We start from the raw sequence: 21,246 nt of genomic DNA on the forward strand, positions 1-21,246 counted from the left end.
GCCGGGATCTGGTGCGCATTACGAGGGGCCGGGAGTACAAGAGCTCTCCGGACCGTAAGCGAACCACGCGGGCAGGGCGGCGGTGAAGGCGTCCCGGACCGCGGGCGTGTTGGTGACGGTCCAGTCCACCCGGCCCTTCACTTCCACCTCCTGCTTGTCCCATTCGAACCAGTTGATCATCTTCAGATGCGGGAATTTGGCCGGAACGTCTGCAGCAAACAGCTGCTCCCACCAAGCGCGCTTGATGGCTAGTTCATCGGGGCCGCCTGCCCCGGGCGCGAACAGGGCGGCGGTTTCCGGAATGGCCACCGGCTTTCCGTGGCCTTCACCGTAAACCTGGTAGAAATCGGGGAGGAGGCTGTCATCGCCGTTGGCACCCATGTAGTTGCCCGTGAGCTGATTGGCGAACTTCCCCGGTTCCGGGAGTTCGTTCTCGCCCCAGGGGTAGCGGTCACCCCAGTGGTACAGCGACATTCCCACCCAGTCCGCCGCCGCGTCCCCTGGGTAGTACGGGGCGTAAGAATCGTCGGCCATGGTGAGGGCGCCGTCGTGGTCCGTGTCCAACAGGACGAAATCGGCCGTGCCGGGCTTGGCCTCGAACTGGCCGCCCGCGAAGGGATATCCGCCGCCGTAATTGGGTGCCCACATCATGGCAGACCCAGGAGCCCGGGTGTGCACAGCGTCCGCCACGCGGGTGAACGCGTCCACGTACGCCGAGGGCTGCTGCGACCACGGGTACCAGGAGCCGTTCATTTCGTGGGCGAATCGAACTATCACCGGCACGCCATCCCGGTTATAGGCAGCCAGATCGTCCGCCAGCGCAGAAGCGGCCTCGCTGGTGACGGCGCCCAGCCCGTTCATCGGTTCCAGGGTGAGCAGCATCATCTGCCCGTCCGCACGGATCTGCTCCACCGCCTGTTGGAGGTGGTCGCGTTCCTGGGAGGAGTACGGGAAGCCGGCGAACGACACACTGACCGCGGGCTTATGCCCCAGGTCGGCGGCGTAGTTGCCCAATGGTTTGGCATTCAAGTCCAGATTGACGCCAAACAAAGCGCCCGACGCCGGAACAAGAGCGGTCCGGTTCAGCACCTCGCAGGCGGGCGGCGAAGGGGGCGTGCTTTGGGCCTGCTGGTTGGTGGCGCTTTGGGCTTGCTGATCCTTCGCGGCGAGCCCGTTCACGATCCCCGCCGCCCCGATTCCGGCAGCAGCCAGACAGATCAGGACAGGCCCGGCCAGGGCCTTGAAGCGTCGACGGGAATCAGAGCGGGCACGCCCGGGAGACTCTTCTGGCATGCGTGGAGACCTTCCTGACCTGCGGCTTTGGTTCCCATCATACGGCGAGTGGTCTTGGCCGCGGGCGGTCGCCTCTTGCGCTGGGCCATTTCAGGTCTAGGACCGGATCCCCGCTGTGGCTAGGATGAAAATGTGACCTGCCAGCAGACAGCGGGCAGAAGCCGACCGTAGGGAGAGACACCATGGGTTTGGATGACAAGATCGGAAACGCCGCCGAGAAGCTGGGCGGCAAGGGCAAGGAAGCCGCAGGTAAGGCTACTGGCGACGAAAGCCTGGAAGCTGAAGGGAAGGTCGACCAGAGCAAGTCGGACCTGAAGCAGGCCGGCGAGAAAGTCAAAGACGCTTTCAAAAAAGACTGATTTTGCTGGACAGGAAGGGCGCCGCTCCATCAGGGGGCGGCGCCCTTCCGCGTGCCTAGTGGCTCCGCCTGAAGTGCATGACACCTGCCACGAGCCCCATGGTGCCCACCAGGGAGCCGAGGATAATGCTGAGACCTGAGACGTATTCAAAAATGGTCATCGTTGACGCACCTTTCATCTGGCTGGTCCGCTGACGCTAACGTCCGACGCTCAGGATCCGCGCAAGATATCCGGCGTGTCGCATCACGATTCAGACGCATCCCTACCCTAATCGGTGTAATAAATCCGTAACTGTTGCGTGGGTCACATACGCCCCTTACTCTGGACAAGGCTCAAGCAAACGGGCCATAGCAAAAAGCTGCAGCGTCGCAGCCAATGCCGGGGAAAGGCTTTCCAACTTGAACTCCAAGCTCAACATCGTTGTACGAATAGATCTCGACCACAAAACGGCTCTGGTGATTGCAAAGGGGCATATCACCGTCCACAGCGTGAACGCACTTTACGTAGTAGTTAAGCGGGCCAATTCCTTAAGGGATGGTCTGGACCTGAAGCTGGACGTCACCCATGCGTGGGTCGATGACGAAGCACTGGAAATGCTTCATACGGCTTCCGACACCCAGCATCTGCCGGCCAGGATTGATCCGCAGCAGGCACCTTGCACCATCAGTGTCCTGGCCCCGCGCCGGACGCAGACACCTGCACGGCGCGATCTGGTCGCCGCCTAAAGCATCCAGGCAAGGCATTCGCAGCGCCCAGCAATCGGGCCAGAATGCCAGCCGCAGACTTTTCGCTTTCTAATTTTCCACGAACCTGAGAGTGCAGCTGTATCCGAATAGACGGGTAGCTGCGCTCTCACGCCCCCACATGTAAGTAGCAGTAGATGTCGTTATGAGGGCTCATAACGACATCTACTGCTACCTAGTTGGGAGGGGACGGAGCCTAGCGGTACCCGTCCACGATGGCCGCCGCGATCTCCTTGTACGCCCGCCGGGTCTCCGGCTTCAGCACGTCCAGGGTGACCAGGTCGCCGTCGGCCACGCCGCGGTCGTGCGGGACGGCGATCAGCTGGCGGCAGATCCCGGCGAGGTGTTCTTCGATGGCGTCCTTGTCCACACGGGAGGAGACCTCGTCCTTGTCCGTGATGATCACAATTGCGTTCCGTGCCAGGTCCTCGTACCCGTGGCTCGCCAGCCAGTGCAGGGTACTGCGGGCCCGCTTCGCGCCAGAAACCGCGTACCCGGCCGCGATCACCAGGTTGTCCGCCGACTGCAGGATCCCGCTCATCGCGTTGTGGGTCACGCCGGTGCCGCAGTCGGTCAGGGCCACGGAGTAGTAGTTGGAGATCAGCTTGCGGATCCGCAGGTACTCGGCGGCCGTCAGCGAATCGGAAACCTCCGGGTCCTGCTCCCCCGCGATCAGGTGCAGCCGCCCGGCGTGGTGCATGTACCGGGCCAGGGCGGTGAGGGAGTCAATGGAGTCAATATTGTTCAGCAGGTCCGTGATGGTGCGCGGGCTGGCCTGCTGGTAAATCCCCTCGCCCAGGGCACGCTCCACCAGGTCGCCGGAGTCCGGGTTGGCGTCGATGGCGCAGGGCGCATCGCCGCGGAACTCGGCCAGGGTCAGGCCCACACCCACCGTGGTGGAGGTCTTGCCGATGCCGCCCTTCAGGCTCAGCACGGCCGTGTTGTAGCTGCCCTGCAGCTGCCGGGAAATGCGCCGGGCCAGCTCGTCCTCGTCGCGCTGCTTGGCACTGGGCCCTAGGTTCCAGGCCCCGCCCGTCATCGCGTAGACGGCACCGCGGAAACCGCCCACCGGCCGGGGTTTCTGCTCTTTCACGAACAGGCCCGGGGAGCTGATGAAGTCAGGCATGGGGGTGTCCGCGATCACATCGGCCGCCGTGGGGCGGACGCGGCGGAACGCGGGCGTTTCGTCCGGCACGTCTGACTCGGAACCGTACGACGACGGCGGCGCGGCAGTGTCGCCGTCGTACGCCACCGCGGTGGTGAGGGAGTCCTGCTCGGCCGGCTGCGCAGTCTGCGGCAGCGCGGTGATCGGCGGCTTGGCGGGCCGGCGGGTTGGTGCCGGAACGTGCGCCGCCGGTTTTGCCTGGTCGGCGGCGGCTGCGGCCTCCGCCCAGGAGCTGCGGCGCGGTACCGGAGTGGCGCCGTCGGGCGTGGTGGAAGGCTCGGGAGTTACGGCTGGCATGGTTCCTGTCTGGGCATCCGAAAGCGCTCCGTCGGCGCGGCGGAGGTCGCGGCGTCGTCGGGGCGGTTGTGGCTGCCCTGCATCCTCTGCAATGGCACGTGCGTTGTGATCCGCCGGATCGGGCATGTCTGTCCCCCAGGACTTCGGCTCAAGGTTCTGCGGCACTATACGGACTGTTCAGTCAACCAGTCTAGGCGCTGGGGCACTAAGGCAGGCTCAGGCCATGTCCAGGGCGGCGAGCACCACTCCGGTAGTCAGGACCAGAAGCACGGCGAGAACGGCGTAGCCCTGCCACTTGGGACGGCCTTTGTGCGGGTTGATATCAACATAGGGCATGGCTAGCTGCGGTCACTCCTCGTGGCGGTGGCGGTCACCCGTAAAGCACGCCGCTTGAGGCGGAGCACTTGGTACATCGCACAGAAAGGAATCAGCAAAGTTCCCAAGAGGGCGCAGAGCGCCAGGGCATAGTCAGTGAGAGCCAATGCGGCCTCCGTCGGTTAGCAGTGATCCCCCATGCGATCAGAGGTCAGGCTAGCCGTAAGTCACAGCCGTTGACAAGTCATACAAAGGGTACTGAGCTTTGGAGGCCGCTTTGACTCTCACTCTTGTGTTCTGAATCGGAACCCTGCAGGTTCCTAGTTTCCGGCCGCCTGCGCAGCAACCTCCGCGGCGCCTTGGGCGACCGTGACAATGCCCAGGCCGCTATTCTTGACGGCCTGCATCTCGGCGTCGAGGACGGCAGTGTCTGTGGTGTAGGTGCCGCCGCCGATGTTCTCGCCGACCTCATGGTAGGCAAGGATCAACCAGGCGTTGTCTGCCTTAGCGGTATTGATCCAGCCCTGGACGGTGGCCGTGCTGGTAGTGGATTCCACGAACTTCACCCTCAGGTTGTAGGGGTTGTAGTTCGCGCGTGTGTTGTAGCCGGAGTTATCGGTGCCGTCGTCGTCGTAGGCGCGGTGAGTTTTGTAGACCTGTTTGATCGCAGCCACCACGGCGTCATTGTATTCGGCGTAGGGCGAGGCGAAATCAGTAGCAGCGTTTGGACCGAACAGCTGCCGCAGCGTGGCCTGACTTTGAGTCAGCTCGGTCTTGAGCTGCGCAGGCGAAAGGTCCCGGAGGTGCGGATGCGTCACCGAGTGGGATTCGATGTCATGCCCCCGGTTCGCAAAGTCCTGAATTTGCGCCTGCGTCATATACGCGGGCTGATCGTTGATGGATCCGGAGATGATGTACATGGTGGCCGGAATCCCGTATTTGTCCAGGATCGGCAGGGCGTTTGTGTGTTGGCTGGTCCAGCCGTCATCGAAGGTGACGGTCACCAGTCCGCGATCGAATCCGTCAGCCCGGGCGAAGCCGCCGAGTGTGAGGATCAGAACCATTCCAGTCAGTAAAACAAGCAGTTTTCTCATGAGTGTGTCCCTCATTGCCGGCCGTCCGGACTCCCGCCCCGCCTCCAATTCAGGGCTTCTTATCGTGGCGGCGCTTTTTCTAAGAACCCGTTAAATAGCGCTATAGGCAGCGCTCCGGGGGTAGGCCCAGCTTCCTCCCGATGGAAGGGTTTGTCGATACCCTGCGGGCGGCTGTAAATAGAATCGGCAGGCACGCTGCGCCGATTAGTAACTGCAGCAACCCGCCGCCGAAGGATTTCCATGGACTCCCATCTCCCCCACGACAGCTTCCGGTCCCGACTGAACCTCTCTATGGCCACGGACATGTATCTGGCGTCGATGCCGCGGAAGGGCGAGTTCTTCGCAACGCCCCGCATCCGTCGTCCAGCTCACGCTGACCAGCTACATGGTGCATCGCGGTGTTGGCGGTGATGGCCAGCGGGAGGCTGGCACGGTGATTCGCAGCGGCCGGTTCCTGTCTGCCAGATGGGAAGTTGAGGGTACTAAGCGGTTTGGTCCAGGGATACTGGCTGGACGTTCTCACGTTCTTCCAGAGCTCCGGTCACCGAGGCTGTGAGGCTGTTGGCGATGTGTGTCCGGGCGAGCTCTGCCGCTGCGGCGCCGTCGCCGGCAACGATGAGCTCGAGTATCTGGTGATGCTGGTTCAGATCGATAGTTCGGGGCTCATCCCCGGAGGGGAGTTCGAGGCCGATGCGGCGGTAGCGGTCAGACTTGTCCCACAGGTCATCCAGGAGCTTGATCATGACGTTATTGTGCGAGGCGGCGTAGACGGCCCGGTGGAATTCCCGGTGCACCGTGATAGCGTCCTCGCCCCAGACCCGCGTGACAGGCAGCAGCTTCTCCGCAGCTGAGCGCATTGCTGCAATATCAGCGTCAGTCCGGCGGGAGGCTGCCAGTTCTGTTGCCGATGGTTCCAGTGAGAGGCGGACTTCAAGGAGTTCGCGTGCTTCGGAGGCGCTCATGGTGGCCACCCTTGAATCCCTATGAGTGTCCATAATGATCAGGCCCTCGCTTGAGAGCCGGCGGATCGCTTCGCGCAGGGGTGTGATGCTCATCTGCATGTTGTCGGCCAGCTCGTACTGGGAGATGCGCGAGCCCGGGGCAAGGCCCCCGGACAGGATCAGTTGGCGGAGCTCGTTGTACGCCAGGCTGCCCTTGCTGGAAAAGACGTTCGTGGTGCTCATCTGCTGCTCCGGATCCCTCGTCGGGCTTGTGGCCCCGTCGTTTACAGCATAGATCTCCAAACATCTTATAAGAAATTCGATCTACCGCTTGTGCTTCGCATCACGCCTGGGCTAGCCTCTAATCACGGTCTTATAAGATATTTGCTCACGAAGCCAAGCTCCCATAGCCAGCTCTAGGGTCTGCCTTTGATTCAGTCTTATAAGAAATAAGATACCCAAGCAGGAGATACATCAGGATGAAAATCGTTTCCGCCCACGTCGGCACCATTCCCATCAGTTCCTCGATCCGGAATGCCTTCATTGACTTCACTAAGATGGACTGCACGATCATCGCCCTTGTCAGCGACGTATTCGTCGACGGCAAGCCCCTGGTCGGCTACGGATTCAACTCCAACGGCCGCTACAACGCGACCGGCATCCTGAAGGATCGCGTCCTTCCGCGCATCATGGATGCCCCCTCCGAAGACCTCCTTGACGAGGACGGCCAGCTGTCGCCGGAGAAGGCTTGGGACCTGATGATGTCCAACGAAAAGCCAGGTGGCCACGGTGAACGCTCGGTCGCCGTCGGCGTGGCCGATATGGCCCTGCACGACCTCGCCGCCAAGATCGCCGGCGTGCCGCTCTACCGGTGGATCTCGGACCATTACGGTGACGGCAACCCGGACAAGGACGTCTTCGTTTATGCCGCCGGCGGCTACTACGCACCCGGCAAGAGCCTCGAGGACCTGCAGAACGAAATGCGCGGCTTCCTCGCCAAGGGCTACAACGTGGTCAAAATGAAGATCGGCGGCGCCGACCTCGCTGAAGACCTTCGCCGCATCGAAGCCGTGATCGAGGTCCTCGACGGCGACGCTTCCCGCCTAATGGTGGACGTCAACGGCAAGTTCGACCTGGAGACCGCGCTGGCGTACGGCAAAGCCATCGACCAGTACGGGCTGTTCTGGTACGAGGAAGTCGGGGACCCGCTGGACTACGCGCTCAACGCCACCCTCTCCGAGCACTACAAAAACCCGATCGCCACCGGAGAGAACCTCTTCTCCCTCCAGGACGCCCGTAACCTGATCCGCTACGGCGGGATGCGCCCGGACCGCGACTTCATCCAGGTCGACCCGGCCCTGAGTTACGGCCTGACCGAATACCGCCGAATCCAGGACATGCTGGCCCAGCACGGCTGGTCCTCACGCCGCTGCATCCCCCACGGCGGACACCAGTTCTCCCTGCACATCGCAGCAGCACTCAAGCTCGGCGGCAACGAATCCTATCCGGGCGAATTCCAGCCCACCGGCGGCTTCACCGACGACGCCGTCATCGTCAACAGCCGCGTGGCCCCCGGCGATCTGCCAGGCATCGGACTCGAAGGAAAGGCCGAGTTCTACAAGGTCCTGCGCGCACTGCACAACTAACTGATCCGGTAGTGCCCTGGCCCCGGGCAGCATCACGGCCCGGGGCTGCACCTCCCCATTACCTGTCTGACGTGCAAAGGAGCACCCAAGATGTCGTCCCACACCATGCAGAACCCGCAACGTTCCGCCCACCCGCCCAAGCAGCGATCCCGGTTCGGCCGGCTTATTCGCGAACTCTGGTTCCAAGTCGTCCTGGGCGCCGTCCTGGGCATCGCCGTCGGCCTGCTCCTGCCCTCCGTCGGCAAACAACTCACCCCCCTCAGCGATTGGTTCATCGCCCTGGTGAAGATGATCGTCATTCCAGTGGTGTTCTGCGTCGTGTCCCTTGGCATCGCTTCGATGGACAGCCTGCGTAAGGCAGGCCGCATCGGGGTTAAGGCTCTGGGCTACTTCCTGGCCCTGTCGCTGGTATCCATGCTGATCGGCCTGGTCGTCGCCAACGTTTTCCGCCCCGGCGAGGGCATGAACATCGATCCATCACAGCTGGACTCCAGTAAAGTTCCCGCAGCTGCCAACAAGGGCTTCGACGGTCTCGAATTCGTCAGCAACATCATCCCGGAATCGCTGTTCGGGGCCCTGACCGGCCACACCATCATCGCCGCGCTCATGGTCTCCATCGTGTTCGGTGCCGCCATGAACGTTTCCGGCGAAGCCGGCGCGTTCCTCACCAAGGGCATCCAGGCCCTGTCCACGGTGATCTTCAAGATCGTCACGTGGGTCATGCGTCTTGCTCCGATCGGCACGTTCGGTGCACTGGCGGCTGTGGTGGCCAACTACGGCACCCAAAGCCTGCAGCAACTGGGCTACCTCGTCCTGCTGTTCACCGCGACCTGTATCCTCTACGTCCTCGTGGTCCTGGGCATCATCGCCCGTACCTGCGGACTGAACATCTTCACGGTGATGCGGTACTTCAAGGCCGAGCTGCTGATCGCCCTGAGCACCTGCTCGAGCGAAGCGGTCCTCCCTCAGCTGATCAAGAAGCTCGAAGCCATGGGAGTCGGCAAGTCCACCGTGGGCATCGTGATCCCGTCCGGGTTCTCCTTTAACCTCGACGGATCCGCCGTCTACCTGACCATGGCCTCAGTGTTCCTGGCCCAGGCCGTCGGCATGGACCTCTCATGGGAACAGCAGCTCGTTATGGTCGGCGTCATGATGCTCACCAGCAAGGGCACCGCGGGAATCGCAGGCGGCGCGTTCATCGTCCTGGCCAGCACCCTGAGCTCGGTCGGTGGAATCCCCCTGGCGGCTCTCGCCCTCATTGTCGGCATCGACCGGCTCCTGAACGAAGGCCGGGTGTTCATCAACGTCCTGGGCAACGTGATGGCCGCCGTCGTCGTCGGCAAATGGGAAAAGGATTACGACCCGGAACAAGCCCGCCAGGCCCTGCACGCCCACAGCCAGAAGAAGAACGAAATCGAAGCAAAAGCACCGACCGTTGTGGAAGCGGACAAGGTCGACGTCCACTAACACCGCACCGGAGGGGCCGCCGCACACCGCGGCGGCCCCTCCCCCGTGAACTGCAAAACTCATAAGCCGCTGACGGCAGCGCATCCGCACCAGATAAGGGGAACGTACCCGCACATGGCCGCCCGCATCCTGATCACCACCGACTACCTCCATCCGGGAGATACCGTTGACCAGCTCCTGCGGGAACACGGCCTCGAACCGGTCTACTCGCCCTCCCGGGGGCCGCGGACCCTTGAGGAACGCCGCAGGTTGTTCGACGGCGTCTCCGGAGTGATCCTCGCCAGCGAACCGGTCACGGCAAACATGCTCGCCAGCGCAGGCTCCCTGCAGGTCATCGCGCGCAGCGGCGTGGGGTACGACTCCATCGACCTACAGGCCGCGGCCGCACAAGGAATCAGGGTCTGCAACGCACCCGGGACAAACCACCATTCGGTCGCCGAACTGACCATCGGACTGATCATCATGGCCTCACGCCGCCTCTTGGAAGTCACCACCGCCGTCCGTCAAGGCCACTGGCCCCGGGAGGCCGGCCACGAACTCCGCGGCTCCATCCTGGGCATCATCGGCCACGGCCCCAGCGGACGCGCCACCGCATCCCTGGGTGTTGCCCTCGGCATGACCGTCCTGGTCAGCACCGCCCACCCCGACCCCGCTGACACCGCGGTCCAGTTCACCGATCTCGACACCGTCATCCGACGCGCCGACTACCTCTCCCTGCACACCCGCGCAGGGAAGAGTCCCGGCAAACTCATCGACGCGCTCCGGCTGCAAGCGATGAAACCCAGCGCCGTCCTCATCAACACCGCCCGCGGCTCACTCGTGGACGAACAGGCCCTGGCAAAGGCACTTTCCGACGGCACCATCGCCGGCGCCGCGCTGGACGTGCTCGAGAACGAACCCCTGCCAGTCGACAGCCCCCTTCGGGGCCTGGACAACCTGCTCATCACCTCCCACCTCGCCGGTCAGACGGCCGAAGCCCGGATACGGGCCGGCCTGGCAGCCGCACGCGCCGTCATTGACGTCCTCGAAAACCGCGAACCGGCTCACCCCGTGGACCGCTGACCAACGAACAACCAACTACGACGAAGAAGGATCCTGATGTCGAAAGCCCACCGCATCGCAGTCATTCCCGGCGACGGAATCGGCACCGAGGTTGTGCCGGAGGGGCTGCGTGTTTTGGACGCCGCAGCCGCAGCCTTCGGCCTTAACCTCATATACGAACACTTCGACTACGCCTCGGCTGACTACTACACCCGGCACGGGAAAATGCTGCCGGACGGATGGTTCGAGGAACTTAGGCAGTTCGATTCCATCTTCTTCGGCGCTGTCGGGTGGCCCGACGTCGTTCCCGACCACGTTTCGCTGTGGGGCAGTCTCCTGCAGTTCCGCCGCCACTTCGACCAGTACGTCAGCCTCCGTCCGGTCAAACTTCTGCCCGGTGTGCCCAGCCCCCTGACCGGCAGGGTCCCGGGCGATGTCGACTTCTACGTCGTGCGCGAAAACACCGAAGGCGAATACTCCAGCATCGGCGGGAAAATCTTTGAAGGCACCGACCGCGAAACCGTGGTCCAGGAAACCGTCATGACCCGCACCGGCGTGGACCGGATCCTCAAGTACGCCTTCGACCTGGCGCAAAGCCGGCCCAAGAGACACCTGACCTCTGCCACGAAGAGCAACGGCATCTCCATCACCATGCCCTACTGGCACGAACGCGTCCAGGAAATGGCCGAGCACTTCAGTGACGTCACCGTGGACAAATACCACATCGACATACTGGCCGCTAACTTTGTCATGCACCCGGACTGGTTCGACGTCGTGGTCGCCAGCAACCTCTTCGGCGACATTCTCTCCGACCTGGGCCCCGCTTGCACCGGCACTATCGGCATCGCCCCCAGCGGCAACATCAACCCCGAACGCAAATTCCCCAGCCTCTTCGAGCCCGTCCACGGTTCCGCCCCGGACATTGCCGGCAAAGGCATCGCGAACCCCATCGGGCAGATCTGGTGCGCGGCCATGATGCTCGACCACCTGGGAGAACCCGAGGCCGCGACCGCCATCACCACCGCCATGGAAACCGTGCTCGCCCGCGGGCAAGGAGCCCTCACACCGGACATGGGCGGTAACGCCACCACCGAAGAACTCGGCACAGCAGTGGCATCGGCCCTGGCCGCACCATGACGCCATCAAGCCGCCCCGGCAGCCGGTACGCACCCGCCCACGCACCCCGGATGATGCTCCGCCAGCAAGTCCATTGGTGCCGGCTTATCAGAGCGACCGCAAAACGTCCCGCAATTGCAACCTGCTCGATCCCCCGGAGCCGGGCCGGCGCCCTTACCATCAGGAATAGCGCTGTGTGCGCTCCAAGGAGGCCCCCTTGAACAGGCACCATCCGTCGCGTCTGATGCTCCTCCCCGCCGCGCTGTCCGTGGTGTTCGCCCTCACCTCGTGCAGCGGCCTTCCCGCGCCGGCACCCACGGGCGCGACACAGGACTCCGGTTCGGCCTCCGCGGCGCCGGCCCCGGCGCCCGTGATTCCTTCCGATTCCACCCCTGCCGGTCCGTCGTCCTCCCCGGATTCTGTGCCCGCTCCAACGGCCGTCCCCACCTCCCCGCCGGACCCAACATCCGGTCCAACATCCGGGTCAACGCCGGGCCCAACGCCCGGGGCAACGCCCGGGGCAACGCCCGACGGCGGCAGCACCGCCGTCGCGCTTTCCAGCTTTTCGGGGACTTCCGAGGACGCGAAGTACACCTTTGACCACCCGCCTGACTGGACGGTGCAGGACTCCGCGACGGGAGGCCCGCCCGGTTCCGGCCCGGTGTCGGTGCTGGCCCCGGACGGGACGGTTCTGGCTTCCCTGACCATCCTGGTGGCGTGGGGTGCGGAGTGCCCGTGCGTGGAACGTCCCGCCGTTCACCTCGGTGATGTGCCCGGGGTGGTGCCGCTCTCGAAGTCCGGTGAGTTCGTGGTGCGGTCCATGGCGGTGGACCTGACGGAGTTCCCGGAGGACCGGGTGGAGAACCAATGGGCGGACAACGTCCAGGTGGTCACGTCCCTCAGCATGGATTCGGGGCCGCCGCCTGCCGCCCTGGTGCCGCGGCTGATGTACGGGCTGGGCCTGGTGGAAACGGGGGTGGTGGCCACCAACGGCGTCACCTACCGCACCGTTCTCTTCGTCGCCAACCGCAGCTTCACCACGCTCGCCGAAGCGCAGGCCTATGCTACGTCCGACGAGCACAAAAAGATCGAGGCGATGATCGCCTCCTTCCGGGAGGGCACCGTTTAGCCAGCCCGCGGCCTCCCGCAATCACCGGAGTGAGCAAGCCCACCCGAAAATGCTCAAGCAACTTGATCAATCTGCTTGTAGAATTGACGGATGACCGACGCCGTAGCGATGGACCAGGTGCTCACGCACTCCCTCTTCGAAGCCCTGCACCCCCTCCTCCGGCAGCTCAACGCCGAACGCACCATCTCCCCCGGCAAGATCGGGGTGCTTCGTCACCTTGCGGAGCACGGAAAGGCGACGACGACGGAACTCGCCGGCATCGTCCATGTCAGCCCCCAGGCCATTTCGCTCGCCGTGCGTGAGCTGGAAGGGCTGGGCTTTGTGGGGCGCGCGACCGATGCCGAGGACAGGCGCCGGGCCTGGATTGAGATCACGCCCGAGGGCAGGCAGAAGCTGGCCGGGGAATCTTCGGCCGGGCAAGGCTGGCTTGGCAGGGCGGTTTCGGATCGGCTGAGTCCCGACGAGCGGAAAGCCCTGGCGGCGGCCATTCCCGCTATTCGGAAGCTCGGAGCGGAGCCGTCCAATGACTAACAAGGAATCGGCACTGGTCCCCGCACTGGTCTACGCCGCGCTCTCCACCGCCATTGTGAGCTCCCTGGGCATGCTGCTGGTGCCCACCATCTCCCGCGAGATGGACGTGTCCGTGGGCACGGCACAGTGGATGCTCACCATCAACCTGCTGGTGGGCGCGGTGGCCACTCCGGTGATGGGCCGGCTCAGCGACGGGCCGCACAAGAAGAAGCTGCTGCTGTGGGCCCTCCTGATCATCCTCCTCGGGTCGATCATCGCCGCGCTGGCGCCAAACTTCACGGTGTTCCTCGTGGGCCGTTCCCTTCAAGGCCTGACGTACGGGATCGTGCCGGTGACCATCGCCTTGGCCCGCCGCTACGTCGGCACCGACAAAGTCCGGTTCGCCATATCGAGCCTGTCGGTGACCGTGGCAACAGGCCTGGGGATCGGCTACCCGTTGACGGGCATCATCGCCGGAACGTTCGACTTCCGGTTCGCGTTCTGGTTTGCCGCCCTGTTTGTGGTCACGGCCATCATCGTCGTCTTCCGCGTAGTGCCGGCTGGACCTGATGAAAACGCCCCGCGGGTGCCGTTCGATTACACGGGCGCGGTCCTGCTGGGCCTCGGCCTGGGTCTCCTGCTCCTGGGCATCAGCGAAGGGCCCAACTGGGGATGGGCTTCACCGCTGACCGTCGCCGCCTTCACCGTGGCCGCCGCCCTTCTCGCGGCCTGGGTCCGGGCCGAACTGCGCAGCCCGAACCCGCTGATCAACCTGCGGGTCCTCCGGAACGGGGACGTGCTGCTGGCCAACAGCACCGCCATTGGACTGGGCGCCGCCATGTACATCGGCCTTTCCATTTCCAGCCTCATCGCCCAGGCTCCCGCCGCCACCGGTTACGGCGTGGCGCTGCCCGTACTGTGGGCCGGCTTCGTGATGTTCCCGCTGTCGGTGGGAAGCTTCAGCGCCAACCGGCTGGTGCGACGGCTGGCGCACCGGGTCAAGCTCGCCACCCTGCTGCCCATCGGCGCCGGCATCATGGCCGCCGCCGGAATGCTGCTCTGGATTGCACACACCCAGCTGTGGGAACTCCTGGCCGGGATGCTGGCCCTGGGCCTGGGCATGGGTGCGAGCTATGCCGCCATGCCGGCGTTGATCGCACGCAGCGTGGCCAGCGAGGAGCTGGGCAGTTCCGTGAGCTTCAATCAGGTCCTGCGGACCGTGGGCAGCTCCTTCGGCACGGCCGTCTCCGGCGCGGTGCTCGCGGCCAACATGGCCCCGGATCTTCACCCCAGTGGACGCGGCATCAGCGCCACACTCGAGATCGGCGCGCTACTTTGCGCGGCGGTGTTCGTGGCCCTGCTCATCCATGCGCTGATCACCCGCGCCCGGCCCAAGCTTCCAACGCGGGGTCACTCCGTGCCCAATAATCCCTAATTATCGGGCGGAAACTGACCCCGTGTTGCTGTTAGTGCAGCGGCCGGGTCTCCTGCAGCCTCTTGATGAACCAGCGCGACTGTTCCGGGCCGTAAGGCAGCACGGGGATGGCCTTCGTGGCATCGGAAGGCGCCTCGCGGATGGACAGCTGGGCCTGGCGCACAGCGGTGGTCATGGTGTTGGCCATGGTCTTGACGAACTGGTCGGTGCAGGGTTCGCCGTGGCCGGGGATGAGGAATTCGTAACGGTGGCGCAGGGCTGAGATGTGCCGCAGGGAGTCAGCCCATTCCTCCGGGTAGGAGTCCTCAAAGGAGGGGTGCGCGCCCTGTTCCACGAGGTCGCCCGCGAACAGGGTGGTGGGCGTGCCGACGAGGAGGTCGCCGTCGGTATGGCCGCGGCCCAGGTGGAAGAGGGTGACGGTGACCCCGCCGAGGTCCACCAGCACCGGCTGGTCCCGGACGATCGCGTTGGGCACCACCAGCTCCACGTTTTCGCCTTCACCGGTGGACATCTCCGGCTCCAGCGTTCCCACGAAGCGGCGCTGCAGGTCCCCGTGGCTGTCGATCTCGTGGGCACAGTTTTCGTGCGCCCAGAACTCGGTGACGCCGTCGGAGGCGAACACGGCGTTACCGAAGAAATGGTCATAGTGCGCGTGGGTATTGACGACGACGAGCGGCAGGTCCGTCTTCTCGCGCACCGCATCCAGGATCTCGCGTCCCTGCCGCGGCCCGCAGCCGGTATCCACCACCATGGCCCGTTCCGAACCGACCACCAGGCCGGTATTCAGCAGTGAACCTTCGGTGACCAGCACGTACGTATCCGCGCCGACTTCGAGCCATTCTGACATTGTTACTCCGTACCTCCGGAATGCACGTTGCGTTCTTCTGGCCTCGATTCTACCCACGAGCCATTGAGTTTCAGGGAGGCTCGGCAGGCGCGGAAGGCCCGACGGCGGCGCTCAGCCGGGTGCGGGCGTCCACTTATCGAGCACGCGCCTGCGCCCTTCCGGCCGCGATGGGCAGCGCTCCCCATCGCGGCCTGCGGAGGACGACCGGCATGCTGGTAGCTGCACTTCTCGCGCCGAATATTGGGGGACCACGTGACCAACAACCAGCAGCCCGGATGGCCGGAGCAGCCGCACAAAGAGCCGCAGTGGCCGCAGCCGGACGGCAGTCCGTACCCGCCCATCCCGCCGGCGGCCGGCCGGCAGCACAACCCCGGCACCATTTTCTTGCAGGCCCCGCCGAAGAAGGGCATGCCCGTGTGGGGCTGGGTTGCGGGCGGCGTGGGGGTGGTTGCCGTGATCGTTGTGGCCGGCGTGATGGCGTTCAACGGCCTGCCGAGCAACAACCGGCCGGATGCGCTCCCGGACCTCAAAGCCACCGAATCTGCGGCGCCGGCAGAGTCTGCCGGCGCCGGGGAGCTGGCTGACACGGGCGCCACCGAGGGCGGCGCTGAGGGCGGCGCCGTCTACCTCTTTGACGCGTCCGATTTCAGCAGCGCGCCGGTATGGTCCGTCCGGGAGCCCCAGGGCTGGACCACCGAACTAGTCAAAGGAGGGCATGGTCAACTACCGGAACTCCAACCTGCAGTGCACGTTCACCACGTATCAGGCCACCATGAACCCCATCGGCGGTATCGGCGATGAGGCCGCAACGGCGCAGGTCATGGCGTCTGAAATCGAGGGTGTGCGGAAGTCGGTGGGCACGCCGGTGGACGTCGTCGACGACACCCGGTCAACCTACGTGAACCTGCGCGACGGCAGCAAGGACATCGAACTGCAGCAGGCAGAACTCCGCTTCAAGAACAACAACAATGCCGACGTCGTCTACCGGATGGCCGCGCGCGCAACCAGCGGCAACGGTCTGATGGAACTGGCCCTGGCGTGCCCCGGCGGCCTGGCCAGCGAGTACGAGCTCTGGCTGGAGTTGACCGGCCGCGTGAGCATGGTGGACGCGGCCTAGCCATTCCTACTCATGACAGATGCGCCGTCCAGTCTTCACGGACTGTGCGGCTCATTTTGTCAGGGTGGCCCAGGCCGCCAGGAACTTCTCCGCGAGGTAAGCGTGGCCGGCGGTGTTCGGGTGTGCTCCGTCAGCGTTGAACCCCGGGCTGTTGGCACCTGTGAACCAGCCGGCCTCGTAGGCGTCTATGAAGGGGGCCTTGGCTGCCGCGGCCCCGGCCCGGACGGCGGTGTTTGCGCCGCGCAGTTCCTCGGCGAGGGGCTGCGGGGCGGAGGGTCCAAGGACCACCACCTGGACGCCCGGCCAGAACCTGCGGGCGGCTTCGATGGTCTGGGCCGTGGCGGTCTTCAGCTCGTCGGGATTGTTGAGCTGGGCGTCGTTCTGGCCGCCCTGAAGAATAAGGAGGTTGGGGACGAAGCGCAGGTCCCGGGAGATTTCGCGCAGCCGGACTTCGAACTCACGCCCGCCATCGTCCTGCGCACCGCCGCCCCACGCGAAACCGGTTCCGCCCTCGCCGTCGATGTTGGTGGGGTACCCGAGAGAGCGGGCAACAACATACGCCCATCCCTGGTCCTTCCGGGCTGCACCCACCCCTGCGGTGTACGAATCGCCAAGAATCAGAAGGACAGGCTTCGCGGGAAGCTCAATTCGCAGCCGGTTGGCAGCTGCAGAGGCAGTAGGAGTAGCCGTAGCAGCAGCCGAAGAGGTTGCTGCGGGAGCAGCCAAGGCGGGAGCAGCCAAGGCGGGAGCCGGCGAGGCAGGAGCGGTGGGGGCCGCCACTGGCCTGGCCTGCACAGGGGCGGACTCACTCGGCCCCCGCGGATTCGTCAGGGCAAGAGCCGCCACGCCGAACGCAACCACTGCCAGCACAAAAAGTGCACCGTATTTGATCCACTCCTGCTTGGTTACCCTAAGTCCCCCACCGTTTCGCCTCACCCGGCACATCTTACTGGCCGGGCTTAGTCTGAGTGATGACCGATCAACAGAACACCTGGCACGAGAAACACAAAGCTTCCCTGACCAAAGGTCAACGCGCCGCCGACGTCATGCGGAACGGGATGGGAAGCTGGCCGTTCGTCGGAAGTTTCATAGGCTTCATGATCATCTGGGCCGCCATCAACAGCTGGGCCCTGGCTACCAGGGCATGGGACCCATATCCTTACATCCTCCTGAACCTGCTGCTCTCCATGCTGGCAGGACTCCAAGGTGCCATCCTCCTCATCGCCGCCAAGCGGCAGGACGCCATCGCCGCGGCCATGGCCCAACACGACTTCGACACCAACATCAGGGCAAAGGAAGAGATCGAACTTCTCATAAGCATCAACCGGGAACAGCTGGAAATACTGCAGGAGTTGAAGAAAACCGCTCTGACGAGCGCCAACGTCGTGGGCCGGCCAGCCTCCTGAGAGAACGCTGTTCAGAACAAATCACCCTCCGGCTGTTCCGTGCGGGTTTAAGCTAAATATGCCAGTTGCGCCTGGCCGGCCCGGGCGCCCCGACTCCTCAGAGAGTGATTCGCATGAGTGGCTACGAGACAGTTTTGGCAGGACTTGAGGCGGAACTCGGCTTGGTCCGGGACCTCTACACCACCCTCCATCGACATCCGGAACTGAGCCTCGAGGAGCAGCAGACTTCCCGGCTCGTCGAGGAGAAACTCACCAGTTTCGGATACGACGTCACGCGCATAGGAGGCACCGGCGTCGTGGGCGTCCTCACCAATGGCGAGGGCCCCACCGTCCTGGCCCGCGCCGACATGGATGCGCTCCCCGTCACCGAGGCCACGGGGCTCCCCTACTCCTCGGAGGTGGAGGGCGTGATGCACGCCTGCGGGCATGACGTACACGTCAGCACCCTGCTCGGCGCCGCCAAGCTGATGGCGGACGGCCGCGAAGGGTGGTCCGGAACCTACGTAGCGCTGTTCCAGCCTGCGGAGGAGATCGGTGCCGGGTCGCAGGCAATGGTCGACGACGGCCTGGTCACCAAGGTGCCGCGCCCCGACGTCGCGCTCGCCCAGCACGTGATGCCCATCGCGGCGGGGACGCTGGCCACCACAGCCGGTCCCGTCCTGTCCGCCGGGGATTCGCTGAAGATCACGGTCTACGGCAAGGGCGCGCACGGGTCCATGCCGCACATGGCCGTGGATCCGGTGGTGCTGGCGTCCTCGATCGTGCTCCGGCTGCAGACCATTGTGGCCCGCGAGACGAAGCCCGGGGACTTCGCCGTGGTCACCGTGGGGGCGCTGAACGCGGGGACGAAATCGAACATCATCCCGGACCGCGCCACGCTGCTGCTGAACATCCGCACCTACGACAACCAGGTCCGGTCCGCGGTGCTCGCCGCGATCGAGCGGATCGTCCGGGGCGAGTGTGTCACTGCGGGATCGCCGCAGGAGCCGGACTTTGAGTACTACGACCAGTTCCCGCTGACCAGCAACGACGCCGCCGTAACCGACAAGGTCACGGCGGCCTTCACCCAACACTTCGATGCCGGCACCGTGCTCCAGGCCACCCCGCAGACCGCGTCGGAGGACTTCAGCCGCATCCCGGACGCCTTCGGCGTTCCATACACGTTCTGGCTCCTGGGCGGCCATGATCCGGAAAAGTACCGCGCCGCCGTCGAACGCGGGACTGTTTCCCAGGACGTCCCGGGGAACCACTCCCCCTTCTTCGCGCCGGTGCTGGATCCGACGCTGTCCCTGGGCGTGCAGGCCCAGGTAGTTGCAGCACTTTCGTACCTCTCCCGAAAGCCGTAAGCCATGAGTACTGTCCAGTCCTCAACAAAAACCCAAACCCAGTGGAAGCCGAACGATGCGTGGCTGATCGGCATTGTCCTGGCGGTCATCAACTTCTGGCTGTTCGCGCAGACCCTGTTGAACGTTATCCCCGGCATCCAGGGGTCGCTGGGGATCGAGCGGACCCTGGGGAACCTGGCCGTGTCCATCACGTCCCTGTTCTCCGGAATTTTCATTGTGGTGGCCGGCGGCCTCGCGGACCGGCTGGGCCGTGTGAAGATCATGTACGCCGGCATCTACCTGAGCATCCTCGGCTCGCTCCTGATCGCCCTGACCCCGGAGAACGCCGGCGGCCTCACCGCTGCCGCGCTGCTCGGCGGCCGCGTGGTCCAGGGGCTGTCCGCGGCGTGCATCATGCCCTCCACCATGGCGCTGGTGAAGTTCTACTACGAAGGGAAGGACCGCCAGCGGGCGCTGTCCTTCTGGTCCATCGGCTCCTGGGGCGGATCGGGCTTCTGCGCCCTGTTCGGCGGCCTGATGGCGACGTCGTTCCTGGGCTGGCGCTCCATCTTCTGGATCTCGATCGTTCTGTCCGTCGTGGCGCTCGTCCTGCTGCGCGGCACCCCGGAGTCCAAGTCCGCGGCCAAGGCCGGCGGCCGGTTCGACTGGGGCGGCATGATCACCCTCATCATCGCGCTGGTGGCACTGAACGTGTACATCTCCCAGGGCCCGCGGATCGGCTGGCTCAGCCTGACCGGCATCGGGCTGGTCGTGGTGGCCGTGGTGGGCGCCCTGGTGTTCTTCGGGATCGAGACCAGCAGGAGCAACCCGGTCCTGAACCTGAAGCTGTTCGGCAACGCCACGTTCGCCGGCGCCACCCTGTCCAACTTCCTGCTGAACGGCGCGGCCGGGACCCTGATCGTGTCCCTGGGACTGGTGCAGGTGGCCGCGGGAATGACCTCCCTGCAGTCGGGCCTGCTGACCCTCGGCTACCTGGTGGCGATCCTGGCCACCATCCGCGTGGGTGAGAAGCTGCTGCAGCGTTTCGGACCGAAGCGGCCCATGATCTGGGGCAGCGCGATCGCCGGCGTCGGGATCCTCATGACGTCCATGACGTTCACGCTGATCGGGCAGTACATTGTGCTGGCCGTCATCGGCTTCACCCTGTTCGGCATCGGCCTGGGCTTCTACGCGACGCCGTCCACGGACGCTGCGCTGTCCAACGTGCCCGACGACGAAGCCGGGGCAGCCGCGGGCATCTACAAGATGGCCTCGTCACTGGGCAACGCGATCGGCGTGGCGATCTCGGCGGCACTCTACGTCGCGGCCCAGGCCATGGACCCCGCCACCATCCAGTCCTGGGGCCTGTTCATCGGCAACCAGGAGAACGTGGCGCTTCGGTTCGGCGGTGCCGTGGGCATCCTGTTCAACCTGCTGATGGTGGTGGTGGCCATCATCGCCATCATGCTCACCGTCCCCAACGAGCGGTCCGAGAAGCGCACTGAGGTGCCGGCGACGCCGTCGATCGGCAGCTAAAGTACAGCAACGCTCTCTCACCTAATGTGGCTTTTCGGGGAACCCTCTCGCACTTAATGTGGCTTTCCGGGGAACCCTCTCGCACTCAAGTACGACGCCGGCACTCACCTCGAGTGCCGGCGTCGTACTTGTCAGGAGTTCAGTTAGCGCCCGACGCAAGTCACCCAGAACCCGGCCGCCGGATCTAAGCTGAAGGCTCAAGCACCGTTCCGGTGCCCGCAGCAGGAACACCGACGAGAGGCAAGGCGACATCATGGGCGATGAGTCAGGGCAGAAGAAGGTCGACGAGACGGTGGAGGCGCTGGAGGACGAGCAGCCCACCCAGGAGTTCGAGCACCAGGTCAGCGGCGAGGACTGGCACGGTGATGCCGCCGACCAGGCCAACGACCTGCGCGCCTACGAGGAGGAAGCGGAAATCCGGGCGCAGTCACGCCGCCCCGGAGACGCGGACAAGTAGCGACACG

Annotated in this window: 21 protein-coding genes; 15 read left to right on the forward strand and 6 right to left on the reverse strand. The window is 64.7% G+C overall.

The genetic code is table 11. The annotated features are described in order from the left end of the window. Window positions 1-18: 18 nt before the first annotated feature. Window positions 19-1,293: a glycoside hydrolase family 26 protein gene (locus AB4Y73_RS01290; protein ID WP_441867570.1), complete on the reverse strand. Its 1,275-nt coding sequence runs from the start codon at window positions 1,291-1,293 to the stop codon at window positions 19-21. A gap of 182 nt (window positions 1,294-1,475) precedes the next feature. Here AB4Y73_RS01290 and AB4Y73_RS01295 point away from each other — a divergent pair, with 182 nt between their 5' ends. Next, window positions 1,476-1,652: a CsbD family protein gene (locus tag AB4Y73_RS01295; RefSeq protein ID WP_275213448.1), complete on the forward strand. Its 177-nt coding sequence runs from the start codon at window positions 1,476-1,478 to the stop codon at window positions 1,650-1,652. A gap of 398 nt (window positions 1,653-2,050) precedes the next feature. After that, complete coding sequence (locus AB4Y73_RS01300) at window positions 2,051-2,377, forward strand: hypothetical protein (RefSeq protein WP_441867572.1); 327 nt, start codon at window positions 2,051-2,053, stop codon at window positions 2,375-2,377. Between the two features lie 214 nt (window positions 2,378-2,591). On the opposite strand, the gene AB4Y73_RS01305 is transcribed toward AB4Y73_RS01300, so the two are convergent. The 3 genes from AB4Y73_RS01305 to AB4Y73_RS01315 all read right to left on the reverse strand — a co-directional run bounded on the left by AB4Y73_RS01305 (window position 2,592) and on the right by AB4Y73_RS01315 (window position 6,450). Then, on the reverse strand, window positions 2,592-3,857 hold the full coding sequence (locus AB4Y73_RS01305; RefSeq protein WP_441867574.1) for a MinD/ParA family ATP-binding protein: 1,266 nt from the start codon (window positions 3,855-3,857) through the stop codon (window positions 2,592-2,594). A gap of 635 nt (window positions 3,858-4,492) precedes the next feature. Continuing rightward, entirely contained in the window at window positions 4,493-5,236 is a 744-nt protein-coding gene (locus tag AB4Y73_RS01310) for a polysaccharide deacetylase family protein (protein WP_441867576.1), read from the reverse strand. A 512-nt stretch (window positions 5,237-5,748) separates the two neighbouring features. Next, on the reverse strand, window positions 5,749-6,450 hold the full coding sequence (locus AB4Y73_RS01315; RefSeq protein WP_441867578.1) for a GntR family transcriptional regulator: 702 nt from the start codon (window positions 6,448-6,450) through the stop codon (window positions 5,749-5,751). Window positions 6,451-6,686: 236 nt separating this feature from the next. Here AB4Y73_RS01315 and AB4Y73_RS01320 point away from each other — a divergent pair, with 236 nt between their 5' ends. From AB4Y73_RS01320 to AB4Y73_RS01350, 7 genes are all read left to right on the forward strand, one after another. Then, on the forward strand, window positions 6,687-7,853 hold the full coding sequence (locus AB4Y73_RS01320) for a mandelate racemase/muconate lactonizing enzyme family protein (protein WP_441867580.1): 1,167 nt from the start codon (window positions 6,687-6,689) through the stop codon (window positions 7,851-7,853). Window positions 7,854-7,943: 90 nt separating this feature from the next. After that, a complete protein-coding gene (locus tag AB4Y73_RS01325; protein ID WP_441867582.1) occupies window positions 7,944-9,320 on the forward strand; it encodes a cation:dicarboxylate symporter family transporter in 1,377 nt (458 codons plus the stop codon). A gap of 114 nt (window positions 9,321-9,434) precedes the next feature. Then, window positions 9,435-10,382, forward strand: a complete 948-nt coding sequence (locus AB4Y73_RS01330; protein WP_441867584.1) for a phosphoglycerate dehydrogenase — start codon at window positions 9,435-9,437, stop codon at window positions 10,380-10,382. A gap of 36 nt (window positions 10,383-10,418) precedes the next feature. Next, window positions 10,419-11,498, forward strand: a complete 1,080-nt coding sequence (locus AB4Y73_RS01335) for a tartrate dehydrogenase (protein ID WP_441867586.1) — start codon at window positions 10,419-10,421, stop codon at window positions 11,496-11,498. Window positions 11,499-11,694: 196 nt separating this feature from the next. Continuing rightward, window positions 11,695-12,606, forward strand: a complete 912-nt coding sequence (locus tag AB4Y73_RS01340) for a hypothetical protein (protein WP_441867588.1) — start codon at window positions 11,695-11,697, stop codon at window positions 12,604-12,606. A gap of 90 nt (window positions 12,607-12,696) precedes the next feature. Further along, window positions 12,697-13,137 (forward strand): MarR family winged helix-turn-helix transcriptional regulator, encoded by a 441-nt coding sequence (locus AB4Y73_RS01345; protein ID WP_441867590.1) that lies wholly within the window; start codon window positions 12,697-12,699, stop codon window positions 13,135-13,137. After that, window positions 13,130-14,551, forward strand: coding sequence for an MFS transporter (locus AB4Y73_RS01350; RefSeq protein ID WP_441867592.1), 1,422 nt, complete (start codon window positions 13,130-13,132; stop codon window positions 14,549-14,551). Before AB4Y73_RS01345 ends, AB4Y73_RS01350 begins: the two co-directional genes overlap by 8 nt. A gap of 31 nt (window positions 14,552-14,582) precedes the next feature. Here the strand turns inward: AB4Y73_RS01350 and AB4Y73_RS01355 are convergent, their stop codons facing one another. After that, complete coding sequence (locus AB4Y73_RS01355; RefSeq protein WP_441867594.1) at window positions 14,583-15,398, reverse strand: MBL fold metallo-hydrolase; 816 nt, start codon at window positions 15,396-15,398, stop codon at window positions 14,583-14,585. Between the two features lie 252 nt (window positions 15,399-15,650). On the opposite strand from AB4Y73_RS01355, the gene AB4Y73_RS01360 reads away from it, so the two are divergent. Beyond that, window positions 15,651-16,199 (forward strand): hypothetical protein, encoded by a 549-nt coding sequence (locus AB4Y73_RS01360; protein WP_441867596.1) that lies wholly within the window; start codon window positions 15,651-15,653, stop codon window positions 16,197-16,199. Next, window positions 16,171-16,515, forward strand: coding sequence for a hypothetical protein (locus AB4Y73_RS01365; protein ID WP_441867598.1), 345 nt, complete (start codon window positions 16,171-16,173; stop codon window positions 16,513-16,515). Before AB4Y73_RS01360 ends, AB4Y73_RS01365 begins: the two co-directional genes overlap by 29 nt. A gap of 51 nt (window positions 16,516-16,566) precedes the next feature. Here the strand turns inward: AB4Y73_RS01365 and AB4Y73_RS01370 are convergent, their stop codons facing one another. Continuing rightward, window positions 16,567-17,460, reverse strand: a complete 894-nt coding sequence (locus tag AB4Y73_RS01370) for an SGNH/GDSL hydrolase family protein (RefSeq protein WP_441867600.1) — start codon at window positions 17,458-17,460, stop codon at window positions 16,567-16,569. Between the two features lie 26 nt (window positions 17,461-17,486). Here AB4Y73_RS01370 and AB4Y73_RS01375 point away from each other — a divergent pair, with 26 nt between their 5' ends. The 4 genes from AB4Y73_RS01375 to AB4Y73_RS01390 all read left to right on the forward strand — a co-directional run bounded on the left by AB4Y73_RS01375 (window position 17,487) and on the right by AB4Y73_RS01390 (window position 21,239). Beyond that, on the forward strand, window positions 17,487-17,921 hold the full coding sequence (locus tag AB4Y73_RS01375) for a DUF1003 domain-containing protein (RefSeq protein ID WP_441867602.1): 435 nt from the start codon (window positions 17,487-17,489) through the stop codon (window positions 17,919-17,921). Between the two features lie 113 nt (window positions 17,922-18,034). Continuing rightward, window positions 18,035-19,267 carry an amidohydrolase gene (locus tag AB4Y73_RS01380; RefSeq protein ID WP_441867604.1) on the forward strand — a complete coding sequence of 411 codons (1,233 nt, stop codon included), beginning with the start codon at window positions 18,035-18,037 and terminating at the stop codon, window positions 19,265-19,267. A 3-nt stretch (window positions 19,268-19,270) separates the two neighbouring features. Next, window positions 19,271-20,782 carry an MFS transporter gene (locus AB4Y73_RS01385; RefSeq protein ID WP_441867606.1) on the forward strand — a complete coding sequence of 504 codons (1,512 nt, stop codon included), beginning with the start codon at window positions 19,271-19,273 and terminating at the stop codon, window positions 20,780-20,782. A gap of 253 nt (window positions 20,783-21,035) precedes the next feature. Continuing rightward, complete coding sequence (locus AB4Y73_RS01390) at window positions 21,036-21,239, forward strand: hypothetical protein (RefSeq protein ID WP_441867608.1); 204 nt, start codon at window positions 21,036-21,038, stop codon at window positions 21,237-21,239. The last annotated feature ends 7 nt before the right edge of the window (window positions 21,240-21,246 follow it).

Origin of the sequence: Pseudarthrobacter sp. TAF60_1 (genome assembly GCF_052113505.1) — a bacterium.
GTDB lineage: Bacteria > Actinomycetota > Actinomycetes > Actinomycetales > Micrococcaceae > Arthrobacter.

Bases quoted from the DNA above. Each gene is read 5' to 3' on its own strand.
- AB4Y73_RS01290 (WP_441867570.1), bottom strand. From the start codon at position 1,293: ATGCCAGAAGAGTCTCCCGGGCGTGCCCGCTCTGATTCCCGTCGACGC.
- AB4Y73_RS01295 (WP_275213448.1), top strand. From the start codon at position 1,476: ATGGGTTTGGATGACAAGATCGGAAACGCCGCCGAGAAGCTGGGCGGC.
- AB4Y73_RS01305 (WP_441867574.1), bottom strand. From the start codon at position 3,857: ATGCCAGCCGTAACTCCCGAGCCTTCCACCACGCCCGACGGCGCCACT.
- AB4Y73_RS01310 (WP_441867576.1), bottom strand. From the start codon at position 5,236: ATGGTTCTGATCCTCACACTCGGCGGCTTCGCCCGGGCTGACGGATTC.
- AB4Y73_RS01315 (WP_441867578.1), bottom strand. From the start codon at position 6,450: ATGAGCACCACGAACGTCTTTTCCAGCAAGGGCAGCCTGGCGTACAAC.
- AB4Y73_RS01320 (WP_441867580.1), top strand. From the start codon at position 6,687: ATGAAAATCGTTTCCGCCCACGTCGGCACCATTCCCATCAGTTCCTCG.
- AB4Y73_RS01325 (WP_441867582.1), top strand. From the start codon at position 7,944: ATGTCGTCCCACACCATGCAGAACCCGCAACGTTCCGCCCACCCGCCC.
- AB4Y73_RS01330 (WP_441867584.1), top strand. From the start codon at position 9,435: ATGGCCGCCCGCATCCTGATCACCACCGACTACCTCCATCCGGGAGAT.
- AB4Y73_RS01335 (WP_441867586.1), top strand. From the start codon at position 10,419: ATGTCGAAAGCCCACCGCATCGCAGTCATTCCCGGCGACGGAATCGGC.
- AB4Y73_RS01345 (WP_441867590.1), top strand. From the start codon at position 12,697: ATGACCGACGCCGTAGCGATGGACCAGGTGCTCACGCACTCCCTCTTC.
- AB4Y73_RS01350 (WP_441867592.1), top strand. From the start codon at position 13,130: ATGACTAACAAGGAATCGGCACTGGTCCCCGCACTGGTCTACGCCGCG.
- AB4Y73_RS01355 (WP_441867594.1), bottom strand. From the start codon at position 15,398: ATGTCAGAATGGCTCGAAGTCGGCGCGGATACGTACGTGCTGGTCACC.
- AB4Y73_RS01365 (WP_441867598.1), top strand. From the start codon at position 16,171: ATGAACCCCATCGGCGGTATCGGCGATGAGGCCGCAACGGCGCAGGTC.
- AB4Y73_RS01370 (WP_441867600.1), bottom strand. From the start codon at position 17,460: ATGTGCCGGGTGAGGCGAAACGGTGGGGGACTTAGGGTAACCAAGCAG.
- AB4Y73_RS01375 (WP_441867602.1), top strand. From the start codon at position 17,487: ATGACCGATCAACAGAACACCTGGCACGAGAAACACAAAGCTTCCCTG.
- AB4Y73_RS01380 (WP_441867604.1), top strand. From the start codon at position 18,035: ATGAGTGGCTACGAGACAGTTTTGGCAGGACTTGAGGCGGAACTCGGC.
- AB4Y73_RS01385 (WP_441867606.1), top strand. From the start codon at position 19,271: ATGAGTACTGTCCAGTCCTCAACAAAAACCCAAACCCAGTGGAAGCCG.
- AB4Y73_RS01390 (WP_441867608.1), top strand. From the start codon at position 21,036: ATGGGCGATGAGTCAGGGCAGAAGAAGGTCGACGAGACGGTGGAGGCG.